This window comes from Pseudarthrobacter sp. C1, assembly GCF_034720455.1.
GTDB lineage: Bacteria > Actinomycetota > Actinomycetes > Actinomycetales > Micrococcaceae > Arthrobacter.
Window position 1 is genome coordinate 33,623 of the sequence record NZ_JAYESK010000010.1, and the last position, 15,080, is coordinate 48,702.

Here is a 15,080-nt window from a genome sequence, read left to right on the forward strand (position 1 = left end):
GGCGCCTTCTGCGCGTTGTGGTGCCTACCGGGGGTCGAGTTCCCCGAGGCAGAGGCTGCGGACAACGTCGGTGAGCACGTGCAGGCCGCTGATGATGTCCTGGTCCCTGGTGTACTCATGCTCGTTGTGGGAGATGCCCTCAGCTGACGGCACGAAGAGCATCACGGTGGGAACGACGTCCTTCAGGTTGGTGGAGTCGTGTCCGGCCAGCGTCTTGACCCGCGCATAGGCCAACCCGCGGTTTGCCGCGGTCTTTTCGGCCAGCGCCACTCCTTCCGGCTGGTAAGGAGTAACCGGCCAGCAGTGGGATCCGGTCTTGCTGATCTCCACCCGGGCAGCCCGCTCGATCCGGCCGATGCGGTCGTGGAGCATCCGGTCGGCTTCGGCGAGGAGTTCCTCGTCGGCTGACCTCAGGTCAAGGAGCAAGGAAACCAGCGAGGGCACGACGACGGGCGAGTTGGGATAGACGTCAAGCTGGCCCACCGAGGTATGCACTGCCCCGCCTGGAAAGTGGTCTGCAATTTCCCTGGCGGCGACCACGAGCATCGATGCACCCAGGAGGGCGTCGCGCCGGTCAGCGATGACCGTTGAACCGGTGTGCGCCTGCTCGCCGCGGACCTCAAACTGGTACTTGTTGGCCGCCCAGTTGGAGTCGACGACGCCGATAGTGACGCCGTCGCGTTCCATGCTGCGGCCCTGCTGGATATGGATTTCGGCGGCGTAGGCTGCCGTCGGCCCTGTGCCCTCGCCCAGCGATGCGGTTGCTTCCAAGGCCTGGCGAACGGTTGTGCCGCCATGGTCCGCCGTCGCCAGGGCTTCCTCGGGTGTCATCTTTCCCGTGTAGACGGAACTGCCCATCATGGACGGTTTGAAGCGGGCACCTTCCTCATTGAACCAGTTCACGACGGCCAGGTTGTACCGGGGAGTTGTCCCTGCGGCACGCCATTCGGCAGCGAGGCTGAATGCTGCATGGGCGGCGGCGAGCACGCCGTAGGCACCGTCATACCGTCCCGCCGTCGGCTGCGAATCAAGGTGGGAGCCGACCAGCACGTATGGCGCACCGGGGTTCACCTCCAGCAGGCCGAACTGGTTTCCGATCCGGTCGAAGGATACGTTGAACCCCTTGTCCCGAAGGATGGCGGACAGCCAGGCACGCTGTTCCCCGTCTGCCGGTGAACCCGCCTGCCGCTCCACACCCCCGCCGGGAGTGGCACCAAAAGCGCTGAGTGTGGCGAAGTCCTGGAGGAACACGGCGTCAGCTCCTGTGAACTTCGTGGGATCGGGTTCGGGCACGGCACCGTTGCTCATGACTGCTTGTCCTTAACGCTTGGATTGATGATGTACACAATCGTCTCAAGACGGCATGCTGCAGGCACTGGGACCGGACAACCAATTCGGCCCGCGGCATTGTGAATCTGCACATCAGCCAAGGCAATAGTGGCGACGGCGCGGTTTGTGCTACAGCACCTTGCGGATGGTTTCCTCGAAGCTGGTGACGTGGTGCAGGGCCAGCTCGCCTGCCTTGTCGGCGTCGCCGGCGGCCACCGCCTTGAGCAGGTCCACATGCTCGGTGATGTGGCCGGTCACGGAGGGCACCTTGTCCAGCACCACGCACCAGATGCGCGTGGCCAGGTTGTCGTAGCGGATCAGGGTGCTTTCCAGGTGCGGGTTGGCGGCCGCCTTGTAGATCAGCCGGTGGACCATCAGGTCGTAGCGCATGAGTTCGCGCGATTCGCCCTGGCCCGGCGCCAGCCCGGCGATGGCGTCGGCCACCTGCAGCAGTTCACGGCGCATGCTGTCACTGGCCCTATTGGCCGCGCGGCGCGCGGCCAGCGGCTCCAGGAGTTCCCGGATTTCCGAGACATCCGCCAGTTCCGTGAAGTCCACGTTCGTGGCAAAGGTTCCGCGGCGCGCGTAGGAAATGACCAAGTGGTCCACTTCCAGCCGCTTGATGGCCTCCCGGACGGGAGTGCGGCCGAACCCGAGCTCAGCCGCCAACTGGCCCTCGTTGATGGGCTCGCCCGGCCGGATTTCCAGCATGATCAGCTTGTCCCGCAGCTGCCGGTACGCGGCCTCCGCCTGGGACGGTGCTTCCTCCTCCGTCTGAGGCAGGGCAAGAAGTGCATTCAAGGCGCCACTCCGTTCTTTGCTGCAGTTACGAGGCTACCGACCGGGAGCTTCGTGCCACTTTCGTCCAGCTATTGACTCAGCTGTGATCCCAATCATACCATTGAGATCACACTGATATATCAGTTAGTTAGCAAGTGGTATTTCAAAGGAGCATCCGTGGTTGAGCAGTTGAACGAGCGACTTTCAGTCGTCGATCCCGAGGTCCAGGAGGCCATTGCCAGTGAGCTGGCCCGCCAGCAGTCAACGCTGGAAATGATCGCCTCCGAAAACTTTGCCCCGTCCGCCGTCATGGAGGCCCAGGGCTCAGTCCTGACCAACAAGTACGCGGAGGGCTACCCCGGCAAGCGTTACTACGGCGGCTGCGAGCACGTTGATGTGGTGGAGCAGCTGGCCATCGACCGGGTCAAGGCCCTTTTCGGCGCCGAGTTCGCCAACGTCCAGCCCCACTCCGGCGCGCAGGCCAACGCCGCCGCCATGTTCGCACTGCTGAACCCGGGCGACACCATCATGGGCCTGAGCCTGGCCCACGGCGGCCACCTGACGCACGGCATGAAGATCAACTTCTCCGGCAAGCTCTACAACGTGGTCCCGTACCACGTGAGTGAGTCAGACCTCCGCATCGATATGGCCGAAGTCGAAGCGCTGGCCCTCGAGCACCGGCCCAGGCTGATCGTGGCCGGCTGGTCCGCCTACTCCCGCCAGCTGGACTTCGCCGAGTTCCGCCGCATTGCGGACCTGGTGGACGCCTACCTCATGGTGGACATGGCACACTTCGCCGGGCTGGTGGCCGCCGGCCTGCACCCGAACCCGGTGCCGTACGCCGACGTCGTCACCACCACCACCCACAAGACCCTGGGCGGACCGCGCGGCGGCGTCATCCTCGCCAAGGAGCAGCACGCCAAGAAGATCAACAGCGCCGTCTTCCCCGGCCAGCAGGGCGGCCCGCTGGAGCACGTCATCGCCGCCAAGGCCGTGGCCTTCAAGCTCGCCGGGAGCCCCGAATTCAAGGAACGCCAGGAACGCGTCCTGGAGGGCTCCAAGCTCCTGGCCGAACGGCTCCTCCGCGACGACGTTGCCGCGGCCGGAATCTCCGTGGTCAACGGCGGAACCGACGTGCACCTGGTCCTGGTGGACCTCCGCAACTCCGAGCTGGACGGACAGCAGGCCGAGGACGCCCTGCACCGCATCGGCATCACCGTCAACCGCAATGCCGTCCCCTTCGACCCCCGCCCGCCGATGGTCTCCTCGGGACTGCGCATCGGCACGCCTGCCCTCGCCACCCGCGGCTTCGGCGCCAAGGAATTCGCCGAGGTAGCCGACATCATCGCGACGGCGCTCATCGCATCGGCGGCCAGCGGCACCCTGGGCGACAGCACCGCCGTCGAACTCCGCGCCCGCGTCACCGCCCTGGCGGAGAAGTTCCCCCTCTACCCCCATCTCAGCAACGGCACTGAAGTTGCCGCCCTTGAAGCAGACCTGATTGGAGCAGCCCAGTGAGCGCAGACCTCCTCCCCGAGCACCCGGATTTCCTCTGGCGCAACCCGGAGCCCAAGTCCTCCTACGACGCCGTGATTGTGGGCGGCGGCGGGCACGGCCTGGCCACCGCGTACTTCCTGGCCAAGAACCACGGAATGACCAACATCGCCGTCCTGGAAAAGGGCTGGCTGGCCGGCGGCAACATGGCCCGGAACACCACCATCATCCGGTCCAACTACCTCTGGGACGAGAGCGCCGCCATCTACGAGCACGCGCTCAAGCTCTGGGAAGTCCTGCCCGAGGAGCTGGAATACGACTTCCTCTTCAGCCAGCGCGGCGTCATGAACCTGGCCCACACGCTGGGCGACGTCCGTGAAAGCATGCGGCGCGTGGGCGCCAACAAGCTCAACGGCGTGGACGCCGAGTGGCTGGACCCCAAGCAGGTCAAGGAACTCTGCCCCATCCTGAACATCAGCGACAACATCCGCTACCCCGTCATGGGCGCCACCTACCAGCCCCGCGCCGGCATCGCCAAGCACGACCACGTGGCCTGGGCGTTCGCCCGCAAGTGCGACGAAATGGGCGTGGACATCATCCAGAACTGCGAAGTCACCGGCTTCGTCAAGGACGGCAACCGCGTGGTGGGCGTCAAGACCAACCGCGGCACCATCAACACCGAAAAGGTGGGCCTCGCCGCCGCCGGACACAGCTCGGTCCTGGCCGAAATGGCCGGCTTCCGGCTCCCCATCCAGTCCCACCCGCTGCAGGCGCTGGTCTCCGAACTGCACGAACCCGTCCACCCCACCGTGGTCATGTCCAACCACGTGCACGTCTACGTGTCCCAGGCCCACAAGGGCGAACTGGTGATGGGCGCCGGCGTGGACTCCTACAACGGCTACGGCCAGCGCGGCTCCTTCCACGTGATCGAGCACCAGATGGCCGCCGCCGTCGAGCTCTTCCCCATCTTCGCCCGGGCCCACGTGCTCAGGACCTGGGGCGGAATCGTGGACACCACGCTGGACGCCTCCCCCATCGTGGGCAACACGCCGGTGGAAAACATGTTCGTGAACTGCGGCTGGGGCACCGGCGGCTTCAAGGCCACCCCCGCGGCCGGGCTCACCTTCGCGCACAACATCGCCACGGGCTCCCCGCACAAGCTGAACAAGCCGTTTGCGCTGGAACGCTTCGAAACCGGCGCGCTGATCGACGAACACGGCGCCGCCGCCGTGGCCCACTAGCCGCCAGCGAACACTGCACTTTAGAAAGAAGACGCACATGCTGCTCATCTCCTGCCCCAACTGCGGCTCCCGTGACGAGACCGAGTTCCACTACGGCGGCCAGGCCCACGTGCCGTACCCGGAAAACCCGAACGAACTCAACGACCGCGAATGGGCCGAGTACCTGTTCTACCGGGACAACACCAAGGGCGCCTTCGCCGAGCGCTGGCTGCACAGCACCGGCTGCCGCCAGTGGTTCAACATGCTCCGCGACACCGTCACCTACGAGATCCAGGCGATCTACCCCATGGGCACGCCCCGGCCGGATGCAGCGGGCCAGGTGACCCGTGAGACCGGCACCGCCAGCCTCGCCCCGGACAGCACCACCACCGGAACCGCGGCACCCAGCACCGCTGCAACCAGCATCGCCCCAAGCACAACCTCCGCCAGCACCACCGCCCCGGAAGGAGCAACCAAGTGACTTCCCAGAACGCCCGCCTCGCCGCCGGCGGACGCATCGACCGCACCATCTCATGGCGTTTCACCGTGGACGGCGAGGAATTCACCGGCCACCCCGGCGATACCCTCGCGTCGGCCCTGATCGCCAACGGCCGGATCAGCGCCGGCAACTCCCTCTACGAGGACCGGCCCCGCGGCATCATGTCCGCCGGTGTGGAGGAATCCAACGCGATGGTGAAGATCGCCGCGCGTTTCCCCGGTGACGTGGCCGAATCCATGCTTCCGGCCACTACCGTCACCCTGGTGGACGGCCTGAAGGCGGAACTGCTCAGCGGCCTTGGCAAGCTCGACCCGGCCGAGGACCGCGCCGAGTACGACAAGAAGTACGTCCACACCGACGTCCTGGTGGTGGGCGGCGGTCCCGCCGGCCTGGCCGCGGCCCGTGAAGCGGTCCGCTCCGGCGCCCGCGTGATGCTCCTGGACGACCAGCCCGAGCTGGGCGGGTCCCTCCTCTCCGGGTCCACGGCGCCCGGGCTGGCCGAGACCATCGAAGGCAAGCCGGCGCTGGAATGGGTGGCGGACGTCGAAGCCGAGCTCGTCTCCGGCGCCGAGTCCACCGTCCTGAACCGCACCACGGCCTTCGGCGCGTATGACGCCAACTACGTCATCGCCGTGCAGAACCGCACCGACCACCTGTCCTCCCCCGCCGCCCCGGGCGTCTCCCGGCAGCGTATTTGGCACATCCGTGCCAACCAGGTTGTGCTGGCCCCCGGCGCCCACGAGCGCCCCCTTGTGTTCGAGAACAACGACCGCCCGGGCATCATGCTCGCCTCGGCTGTCCGCAGCTACCTCAACCGCTACGCCGTGGCCGCCGGCCGGCGCGTGGTCATCAGCACCACGAATGACAGCGCCTACGCCCTGGCCACGGACCTCCGCGCCGCCGGCGTCAAGGTCGCCGCCGTGGTGGACGCCCGCCCGCAGCTCACCCCAGTGGCCGCTGCCGCCGTAGAGGCCGGCACGCGGGTGCTGATCGGCAGCGCCGTGGCCAACACGTCTTCGCAGTCAGCAGACGGCCGCGTGGACGGCGTCACCGTCCGCAGCATTAACGACGACGGCGAGCTCACCTCGGGCGTCGAACAGATCGCCTGCGACCTCCTGGCCGTCTCCGGCGGCTGGAGCCCGCTGGTCCACCTGCACTCCCAGCGGCAGGGCAAGCTGCGCTGGGACGACGAGCTGGCCGCCTTTGTGCCCAGCACCGTGGTCCCCAACCAGCAGACCATCGGCTCGGGCCGCGGCAGCTTCGAGTTGGGCGACTGCCTCGCCGAGGGCGTCGCCGCCGGCGCTTCCGCAGCCATCGCTGCCGGTTTCAGCTCCTCAGTCGAACCCGCCCCACTCGCCGAGCCCAAGGCCTCCGCCCCCACCCGCCAGCTGTGGCTCGTCCCCGGCGAGACCGGAACCCCGGACGACTGGCACCAGCACTACGTCGACTTCCAGCGCGACCAGTCCGTGGCTGACGTGCTGCGGTCCACCGGTGCCGGCATGCGGTCCGTGGAACACATCAAGCGCTACACCTCCATCAGCACCGCCAACGACCAGGGCAAGACCTCCGGCGTCAACGCGATCGGCGTCATCGCCGCCGCGCTCCGCACCGCAGGAGAAGCCTCCCGCGGCATCGGCGACATCGGCACCACCACCTACCGCGCTCCGTTCACCCCGGTGGCATTCGCGGCACTGGCCGGACGCCAGCGCGGCGGGCTGTTCGATCCCGCCCGGAAGACCTCCATCCACCCCTGGCACGTGGCCAAGGGTGCCCTGTTCGAAGATGTAGGGCAGTGGAAGCGGCCCTGGTACTACCCGCAGGACGGGGAGGACATGGACACGGCCGTGCTGCGCGAGTGCGCCGCCGTCCGCGAATCCGTGGGTTTCATGGACGCCACCACCCTGGGCAAGATCGAAATCCGGGGCAAGGACGCCGGCGAGTTCCTCAACCGGATCTACACCAACGCCTTCAAGAAGCTCGCCCCGGGCTCGGCCCGCTACGGCGTGATGTGCATGGCGGACGGCATGATCTTCGACGACGGCGTGACCCTGCGCCTGGACGAGGAGACCTACTTCATGACCACCACCACCGGCGGCGCCGCCAAGGTGCTGGACTGGCTGGAGGAATGGCTGCAGACCGAGTGGCCGGAACTGGACGTGCACTGCACCTCGGTGACCGAACAGTGGAGCACCATTGCCGTCGTCGGACCCAAATCCCGCGCCGTCCTCGCGAAGGTGGCCCCGGAACTGGCCGCCAACGGCGGACTGGAAGCCGAAGCCTTCCCGTTCATGACCTTCCGCGAAACCACGCTGGCCTCCGGCGTCCGCGCCCGGATCTGCCGGATCTCCTTCTCCGGTGAACTTGCCTACGAGATCAACGTGCCGTCCTGGTACGGGCTGAACACCTGGGAAGCCGTGGCCGCCGCCGGGGCCGAGTTCAACATCACGCCCTACGGCACCGAAACCATGCACGTGCTCCGCGCCGAGAAGGGCTACCCGATCGTCGGCCAGGACACGGACGGCACCGTCACCCCGCAGGACGCGGGCATGGAGTGGATCGTCTCCAAGGCCAAGGACTTCATCGGCAAGCGCTCCTACGCCCGGGCCGACGGCCAGCGCGAGGACCGCAAGCACCTGGTCAGCGTGCTGCCCGTGGACGGGACGCTGCGGCTGCCCGAAGGGACCCAGCTCGTTGAAAAGGGCCGTTCCACCAATCCGGCCTACGGACCGGTCCCGATGGAAGGCTTCGTCACCTCCAGCTACCACAGCGCGGCGCTGGGCAGGTCGTTCGGCCTGGCCCTGATCAAGAACGGCCGCAACCGCATCGGCGAAACCCTCGTGGCTGCCGCCGGCGACCAGCTGGTGGACGTCGTCGTCGCCGAAACCGTACTTTTTGACCCCGAAGGGACCCGCAAAGATGGCTGAAACAGCAGCACCCGCAACCTCCTACGAGAACAACCTCTCACTCCGCGTCAGCCCCGCCGCCCAGCTCCGCGCAGACTTTGAAACCGGCTCCGTCCCGGGCGTGGCGGAGATCAGCGAAGTGGTCTTCCTGACCATGGTGGGCCTCCGGGTCAGCCGGGACAGCGACGCCGGACAGCGCATCGCCTCCGTCACCGGCGGCCTGCCCGCAGCGTGCGGCGGCGTGGCCGGCACCGGTGATACGTCCGTGCTGTGGCTCGGGCCCCAGGAGTTCCTGGTGGTGGCACCAAGGGAAGCCCACGAATCCCTCGGCGGCGGCCTGATCCAGGCGCTCCGCGAAGCGCTCGGGGACGGCGAAGGCCAGGTGGTGGACCTCTCCGCCAACCGCACCACGTTCGAACTCACCGGCCCGCGGGCCCGCGCCGTCCTGGAGAAGGGCTGCTCGCTGGACCTGCACCCGCGCGTGCTGAAGGCCGGAACGGCGCTCTCCACGGAGGTCGGCAACATCCCGGTGGTCCTGTGGAAGACCGGCGACCAGAGCTACCGGATTTTCCCCCGCGCCTCGTTCGCCGATTTCCTGGGCCGCTGGCTCCTGGACGCCATGCGCGAGTACGCATCCCCTGAGGTCCCCTAAATGGCACTCAGCGTCCTGGACCTGTTCACCGTTGGCATCGGGCCGTCGTCGTCACACACGGTCGGCCCGATGCGGGCGGCGAAGCTGTTCGCCGACGGGCTCAAGGGCGACGGGCTCCTGAGCTCCACCCGGCGCGTGCAGGCCGAACTGTTCGGCTCGCTGGGCGCCACGGGGCGGGGCCACGGCTCGGACAAGGCCGTGGTCCTGGGCTTCAAGGGCCTGGACCCCGAAACCGTGGATACGTCGACGGCCGATGACCAGGTGGCTGCGGCCGCCCTCGACGCCGAACTGTGGCTGGGCGGCGACCACCGGGTGGACTTCAACTGGGACGAGGACGTGGTGCTCCACCGGCGGAAGTCCCTCCCGGCCCACCCCAACGGCATGACCTTCCGGGCCCTGGACCACTCCGGGGCTGTCCTCAGCGAACGGAGCTTCTACTCGATTGGCGGCGGCTTCGTGGTGGACGGGGACGCGGACGCGGGCGACCGCGTGGTCGCTGACGCCACGGTCCTGCCCTACCCCTTCAGCACGGCGGACGAGCTCCTGGCGATCTGCAGCCGCGAAGGCATGTCCATCTCGGACGTCATGCTCGCCAACGAACTCGTGTGGCGGACCGAAGCGGAGCTGCGGGAGGAACTGCTGAAGCTCTGGGCCGTCATGCGCGAATGCGTGGACAACGGCTGCGCCGCGGAAGGAATCCTTCCGGGCGGCCTCAACGTCCGCCGCCGCGCGCCGTCGTTGTTCCAGACCCTGACGGCGGACACCGGCGTGACCGATCCGCTGCGGGCGATGGAGTGGGTGAACCTGTTCGCCCTCGCCGTGAACGAGGAGAACGCAGCCGGCGGCCGGATCGTCACCGCGCCCACCAACGGCGCGGCGGGCATCGTCCCGGCGGTGCTGCACTACTACGTGAAGTTCGTCCCCGGCGCCAACGACGACGGCGTGGTCCGCTTCCTGCTGGCCGCGGCCGCCGTCGGAATCCTGTTCAAGATCAACGCCTCCATCTCCGGCGCCGAGGTGGGCTGCCAGGGTGAAGTGGGTTCCGCCTGCTCCATGGCAGCCGCCGGGCTCTGCGAGGTGCTGGGCGGAACGCCGGCGCAGGTGGAGAACGCCGCCGAGGTGGGCATTGAACACAATCTGGGCCTGACGTGCGATCCGGTGGGCGGGCTGGTGCAGATCCCCTGCATCGAGCGCAACGCCATCGCCAGCGTCAAGGCCATCAACGCCGCCCGCCTTGCCCTGCACGGCGACGGCAGCCACAAGGTATCCCTCGACAAAGCCATCAAGACGATGCGCGAGACGGGCGCCGACATGAAAACCAAGTACAAGGAAACCTCCCGAGGAGGACTCGCCGTGAATGTGATCGAGTGCTGAGCCATGACTGCCATTGAGACTGAAACTTCCCGTTCCGCGCCGGTGACCACGGTGGAGCATGTCCTGACGCTGGACTGCCAGGAGTCGCCGGGCATCGTCCACGCTGTGTCCGGCTTCCTGCTGGAGCACGGCTGCGACATCATCGACAACCAGCAGTTCGGCGAGCGTTCCGAGAAGCACTTCTTCATGCGGGTGCATTTCGCGTCCGACGGCGATGCCTCCACCGTGGACACCCTGCGGACCGCGTTCGGTCCCGTTGCGGAGAAGTTTGGGATGCGCTGGCGGCTGGAGCCGCACGGCTCCAAGCGGCGCGTGCTGATCATGGTGTCCAAGTTCGGGCACTGCCTGAACGACCTGCTGTTCCGGGCGCGGATCGGCGAACTGCCGGTGGACGTGGTGGCCGTGGTGTCCAACCATACGGACCACCAGGCTTTGGTGGAGTGGCACGGGATCCCGTTCTTCCACGTGCCCGTCACCGCCGACACCAAGCCTGCGGCAGAGGCGCGGCTGCTGGAGCTGGTGGACGAGTTCGATGTGGAACTCGTGGTGCTGGCCCGCTACATGCAGGTGCTCAGTGACAACCTGACCCGCAAACTCGACGGGAAGGCCATCAACATCCACCACTCGTTCCTGCCCAGCTTCAAGGGCGCCAAGCCCTACCACCAGGCCTACGCCCGGGGCGTCAAAACCGTCGGCGCCACGGCGCACTACGTCAACAGCGAGCTGGACGAGGGTCCGATCATCTCCCAGCAGACCGTGGAGGTGGACCACACCTACGGGCCCGAGGACCTGGTTGCGGCCGGCCGCGACACCGAGTGCAAGGCCCTGTCCAACGCGGTCCGCTGGCACTGCGAGGGCCGGGTCATCCTGCAGGGCAACCGCACGGTGGTCCTCCGCTGACCCGCCCTCCCCACCCGATCCTCTCTCACTTAACGCGGGTTTCCGGGCGATCTTCTCTCACTTAATGTGGGTTTTGACGGGACGCTCTCTCACATTCGGGGATCATTGCCGTAGCTGTTCCTGGAGTCCCCATCCCGGCCGGGGATGGAGGACTACAGTGGATGCATGGCTGCCAGCCGCAATCCGCTCGACGACCTGCGCGAAACCATCGGCCGCCTGGCCGATCAGATCAAGCTGCCCGGTTCTGAGCGCGTCGACGACCTGGTCGGCGATCTCATCACTGCAAGGCCCGGGCCGGCCCGGGCCTTGTCGGAAGTGCAGGCCGAGCTCGACGCGCTGGTCGGACTGGAGACAGTGAAGGAACAGGTGCGGGCGCTCGTCGCACTGCTCCAGGTCCAGGCCCGCCGTAAGGCGCACGGCCTGCCGGAGGTGGCCACGTCACAGCATCTTGTGTTCCTCGGAAACCCGGGCACGGGCAAGACCACCGTGGCGCGGCTCCTGGCCGAGATGTACCGCGCGGTCGGTCTGCTGCAGAAAGGCCATCTGGTCGAGGTGGACCGTTCGGGGCTGGTGGGGCAGTACGTCGGCACGACCGCCATCAAGACGGACCGGGTGATCCGGCGTGCGCTGGACGGCGTCCTGTTCATCGACGAGGCCTACGCCCTGGCCCCGGAGGACGGCCGGATGGACTTCGGCCCCGAGGCGATCGAGGTCCTGCTGAAGCGGATGGAGGACCACCGCCACCGCCTGGTCGTGATCGTGGCCGGGTACCCGCGGCTGATGGAGTCCTTCCTGCTTTCGAACCCCGGACTGCGCTCCCGGTTCGCCCGCGAAATCACGTTCCCCGATTACTCCGTCGACGCTCTCCAGACGATCTTCCACCGGATGCTGGCCCAGCACGAGTACAGGCTGGAGCCGGGTGCGGACCAGATGCTGCGCCGCATCTTCACCGGGCTCCACGCGGGCGAGGACTCCGGCAACGCACGGTTCGCCCGCACGCTGTTCGAGCAGGCGCTCAACCGTCAGGCGCTGCGGCTGTCGCGCGACGAGGAACAAAGTCTCGACGCGCTCGATCGTGAGGCCGTCATGACGCTCACCGCGGACGACATCGTCGAGGCCGCACTGGCCTTGGGCGAGGAGCCGGAACCGGAACCGGAACCGACGCCGGTACCGGAGCAGCCACGCTGGTGGCGCTGGCTGGTCTGATCCCATCTGCGGCGGCAGTGCGGCTGTCAGGCGAACCCGGATGCCTGGGGGTGGTCAAGCCAACTGTTCCGAAGGGCCCGTTTGATCCGCTGTACTGCGCGCTGAAATTCGTCCGCAAGATCGTCCTTATCGAAGACCAGGACGGTCCAGCCGGCGGATTCGAAGGCCTTATCCCGTCTCCTGTCACTGAGGATCTGCGCCTCCCCGAGGTGATGTCCGCCGTCGTACTGGATCGCAAGGCGGCGATGACGGTAGCCGAGATCGGCCGACGGCGACCGCGTGTCTCCGGCGCGCAACGGCACCTGGAGTCCGGGCTCCGGCAGCCCGGCGTCAGCGATGGCCAAGCGAAGCAGCGATTCGGGCGCGGAGTCGGCACCCACCCGCATCAGATCCAGCGCTTCACGGGCGCGGACGATGCCCTGCAGATTAGGGTGGCGGCCCACCAGCATCCGAAGGCCCGCAATGGTGTCATAGGGCTCCGTCCTCCCCTCGAAATCCACCCGCGGGATGCGGACCAGCTGGTCACCCATGCTGACCAGGTCATGGAGCGGCAGCACGCGTGCCAAGTCGAGCCAGGTGCGGGACCGCGTGCTCAGGCGGATGCCGTCGACAAGTTCGATCTCATCTTCGCGTGCCAGCACGGTATGGCCGAACACGCCCTTCCGGCGAACTGATGGCAGCGAACGCGGCTTGCTGAGGTGCAACTCCGTGGAATCGGCAAGCCACGGAGGCAATACCAGACATCGAAGCCGGGCCGCGGTCACATGGGAGATCCAGGCTCCCGGCGACGCGGCGGACAACACCCTGGCCGCGCCCTCCAAATCAAAGTCCCAGGCCGCAGGACGGTACAGGCCCCGGCCCACGTTGACCACATCCTTGCGGCGAAGCCTGCTTAGCGGGACGCCGGAAGCCATGGCTGAGCTGAAGGTGAAGGGAGCCGCTGCCAACGGCAGGGGCAGAACTTGCTTTCGCATGCTGGCATTGTGCCCCGAGACGGCAGGACGCTGCAGAAGTTATCCACAGGACTGCCGTCGGGGTGCTGGAGGTGAAAGAGGGATGCCCGAAAACCCACATCAAGTGAGAGAGGATCGCCGGAAAACCCGCATTAAGTGGGAGAGCGTCCTATTTGGGCTGGAGGGCGGCGAGGCGGGTGGCCAGGTGCAGGGCAGCGAGGCGGCCGGTGCCGCGGGGATCCCCGCCGCACAGGGAGAAGATGCGCTGCATTCGCTGGTGCATGGACTGCCGTTCAAGATGAAGGTCCCGCGCGGCCTGCGCAGTGTTGCAGCCGGAATCCAGCCAGACCCGCAGCGTCTCCACCAGCTGTGAGTGCCGCTGGGCGTCGTGCTCAAGAACGGCGCCCAGTTGCTGGCGGATGAAATCCCGCCGAACGGGCTCATCCATTGACTGGACCGCCAGGCGCTCCACGGCGAACGCCTGGGCGTCAAACACCCGCCGGGGAGAGATTGCTCCTGACCTCCCGCGCCCGACGTCGGCAGCAAGTTCCAGCGTGAGCCTCGCCTCGGACAGGGACCACGGGGCGGCCGCTATCCCCGACGCGGCAGGGCCGACGGCACTGACAGTCCCCTCGGGCACGTCCAGCGACTGCAGGCCGTCCACGATCTTCTGGCGTTCCACATGAGGATTGGCGGAACGGAGGACAGCCAAGGCGAGAAGCTCCGCGTTGTCCGCGTAGCTGGCACTGTACTGCCCGCCCGGGTCCAAAAGGTGCTCCACGCTTCTCCGAAGCTCCTTGGAGGCTGGAGAACGGACAACCACTGCCACCACCCGCGCAGACACTGGAATTCCGGCGGCCGGACCCAGCTCCTGGAGCCGCCAGTTCTGCTTGCCGGAATCTATCGCCCGGATCAGGGCCGCGCCCGCCAGCTCCTTCAGCCCGGGAGGCATCCGCTGCAACAGGGCCAGGGAAAGAATATCCACGGACCGGTTCCCGGCGATCCTCGCCAGGTTCACATCCGCGTCCTCGCGGACATGCAGGGTCAGCCGGGCAGATGGGATCCCACGCACCGGAACCTCGACGTGGACGGTTCTTTGGTGGTCCCGGGCTTCGTCCGCCGAAGCGACGTGCGCAGGTGCATCGGTGTCCCCTGCAGGTTCGGCGCTGGCCAAGGTGATCCCAGCTGTGGAAATCAACTCCACTTCGGCGCCCGTTGCAGCAGCTAGGACGCCCAGAATCCTGTCCAGGCTACTCCCGTGGGCGAGCTCCACCGCCATGGCGTGGCTGGCCTGGTCGGCCTGCTGCAACTGGGCGGCCGACTGGCTGACGAGCTGGGAGTTGATGGCCTCCATGACCGCCACGAAAGGGACCACGCGGCGCAGCTCGATCAACGGAAGGCCGGCTTCCTCGGCTGCGGAAACCATCGAGGAGGGGATGGAAGGCAGGACGCTTCCCGTCTCGACGGCGAGCGCCGCCACCCCGCGCCCGGCAAGGTCCCGAATGTAGCCCGTCCGGCGCTCATCGGAGGCCGCGGCTAGGGCTTGGCCGCCCGTAAGCAGCAGTTCACCGCCTCCGAGCAGCGAAGCGATGTCCAGGACTTCGCTTGAGTGGACCCAGCGGAGCTGCGTGCGGGGAACAGCGCCGGCCGCAGCCCGGACCACCGGTTCGGCAGCAGTGAGGGTGGGATGTTTCAACACATCCTCCAAGCGGACCGGCATGACACTCCGTCGCGTTTAATCGGAAACCTAAAGACACATTGTAGATGGTG

At 67.2% G+C, this 15,080-nt stretch carries 12 protein-coding genes; 8 read left to right on the forward strand and 4 right to left on the reverse strand.

Going from position 1 to position 15,080, the window contains the following annotated elements:
- Positions 1-24: 24 nt before the first annotated feature.
- Both U7114_RS15875 and U7114_RS15880 read right to left on the reverse strand, forming a co-directional pair.
- Positions 25-1,308 carry a M20 family metallo-hydrolase gene (locus U7114_RS15875; protein WP_323057905.1) on the reverse strand — a complete coding sequence of 428 codons (1,284 nt, stop codon included), beginning with the start codon at positions 1,306-1,308 and terminating at the stop codon, positions 25-27.
- A 150-nt stretch (positions 1,309-1,458) separates the two neighbouring features.
- Positions 1,459-2,130: a GntR family transcriptional regulator gene (locus U7114_RS15880; RefSeq protein ID WP_157239895.1), complete on the reverse strand. Its 672-nt coding sequence runs from the start codon at positions 2,128-2,130 to the stop codon at positions 1,459-1,461.
- A gap of 156 nt (positions 2,131-2,286) precedes the next feature.
- Here U7114_RS15880 and glyA point away from each other — a divergent pair, with 156 nt between their 5' ends.
- The 8 genes from glyA to U7114_RS15920 all read left to right on the forward strand — a co-directional run bounded on the left by glyA (position 2,287) and on the right by U7114_RS15920 (position 12,357).
- Positions 2,287-3,627: a serine hydroxymethyltransferase gene (glyA, locus tag U7114_RS15885; RefSeq protein ID WP_323057906.1), complete on the forward strand. Its 1,341-nt coding sequence runs from the start codon at positions 2,287-2,289 to the stop codon at positions 3,625-3,627.
- Positions 3,624-4,844, forward strand: coding sequence for a sarcosine oxidase subunit beta family protein (locus U7114_RS15890; protein WP_321214995.1), 1,221 nt, complete (start codon positions 3,624-3,626; stop codon positions 4,842-4,844). Before glyA ends, U7114_RS15890 begins: the two co-directional genes overlap by 4 nt.
- A 37-nt stretch (positions 4,845-4,881) precedes the next feature.
- Positions 4,882-5,304, forward strand: a complete 423-nt coding sequence (locus U7114_RS15895; RefSeq protein WP_157239897.1) for a sarcosine oxidase subunit delta — start codon at positions 4,882-4,884, stop codon at positions 5,302-5,304.
- Positions 5,301-8,246: a sarcosine oxidase subunit alpha family protein gene (locus U7114_RS15900; protein ID WP_323057907.1), complete on the forward strand. Its 2,946-nt coding sequence runs from the start codon at positions 5,301-5,303 to the stop codon at positions 8,244-8,246. Before U7114_RS15895 ends, U7114_RS15900 begins: the two co-directional genes overlap by 4 nt.
- Positions 8,239-8,877 carry a sarcosine oxidase subunit gamma gene (locus U7114_RS15905; RefSeq protein WP_323057908.1) on the forward strand — a complete coding sequence of 213 codons (639 nt, stop codon included), beginning with the start codon at positions 8,239-8,241 and terminating at the stop codon, positions 8,875-8,877. Before U7114_RS15900 ends, U7114_RS15905 begins: the two co-directional genes overlap by 8 nt.
- On the forward strand, positions 8,878-10,251 hold the full coding sequence (locus U7114_RS15910; RefSeq protein ID WP_157239901.1) for an L-serine ammonia-lyase: 1,374 nt from the start codon (positions 8,878-8,880) through the stop codon (positions 10,249-10,251).
- Between the two features lie 3 nt (positions 10,252-10,254).
- Positions 10,255-11,151: a formyltetrahydrofolate deformylase gene (purU, locus tag U7114_RS15915; protein WP_323057909.1), complete on the forward strand. Its 897-nt coding sequence runs from the start codon at positions 10,255-10,257 to the stop codon at positions 11,149-11,151.
- Between the two features lie 165 nt (positions 11,152-11,316).
- Positions 11,317-12,357: an AAA family ATPase gene (locus U7114_RS15920; protein ID WP_321214991.1), complete on the forward strand. Its 1,041-nt coding sequence runs from the start codon at positions 11,317-11,319 to the stop codon at positions 12,355-12,357.
- A gap of 26 nt (positions 12,358-12,383) precedes the next feature.
- Here U7114_RS15920 and U7114_RS15925 read toward each other — a convergent pair whose 3' ends face one another.
- Both U7114_RS15925 and U7114_RS15930 read right to left on the reverse strand, forming a co-directional pair.
- Positions 12,384-13,331 (reverse strand): DUF559 domain-containing protein, encoded by a 948-nt coding sequence (locus U7114_RS15925; protein ID WP_323057910.1) that lies wholly within the window; start codon positions 13,329-13,331, stop codon positions 12,384-12,386.
- 148 nt (positions 13,332-13,479) lie between these two features.
- Entirely contained in the window at positions 13,480-15,030 is a 1,551-nt protein-coding gene (locus U7114_RS15930; RefSeq protein WP_323057911.1) for a PucR family transcriptional regulator, read from the reverse strand.
- Positions 15,031-15,080: the final 50 nt, after the last annotated feature.

What these genes read in the sequence shown, in the direction of transcription:
- U7114_RS15930 (WP_323057911.1), bottom strand. Translation starts at nt 15,030, where the DNA reads ATGCCGGTCCGCTTGGAGGATGTGTTGAAACATCCCACCCTCACTGCT.
- U7114_RS15910 (WP_157239901.1), top strand. Translation starts at nt 8,878, where the DNA reads ATGGCACTCAGCGTCCTGGACCTGTTCACCGTTGGCATCGGGCCGTCG.
- U7114_RS15875 (WP_323057905.1), bottom strand. Translation starts at nt 1,308, where the DNA reads ATGAGCAACGGTGCCGTGCCCGAACCCGATCCCACGAAGTTCACAGGA.
- U7114_RS15895 (WP_157239897.1), top strand. Translation starts at nt 4,882, where the DNA reads ATGCTGCTCATCTCCTGCCCCAACTGCGGCTCCCGTGACGAGACCGAG.
- U7114_RS15920 (WP_321214991.1), top strand. Translation starts at nt 11,317, where the DNA reads ATGGCTGCCAGCCGCAATCCGCTCGACGACCTGCGCGAAACCATCGGC.
- U7114_RS15905 (WP_323057908.1), top strand. Translation starts at nt 8,239, where the DNA reads ATGGCTGAAACAGCAGCACCCGCAACCTCCTACGAGAACAACCTCTCA.
- U7114_RS15925 (WP_323057910.1), bottom strand. Translation starts at nt 13,331, where the DNA reads ATGCGAAAGCAAGTTCTGCCCCTGCCGTTGGCAGCGGCTCCCTTCACC.
- purU (WP_323057909.1), top strand. Translation starts at nt 10,255, where the DNA reads ATGACTGCCATTGAGACTGAAACTTCCCGTTCCGCGCCGGTGACCACG.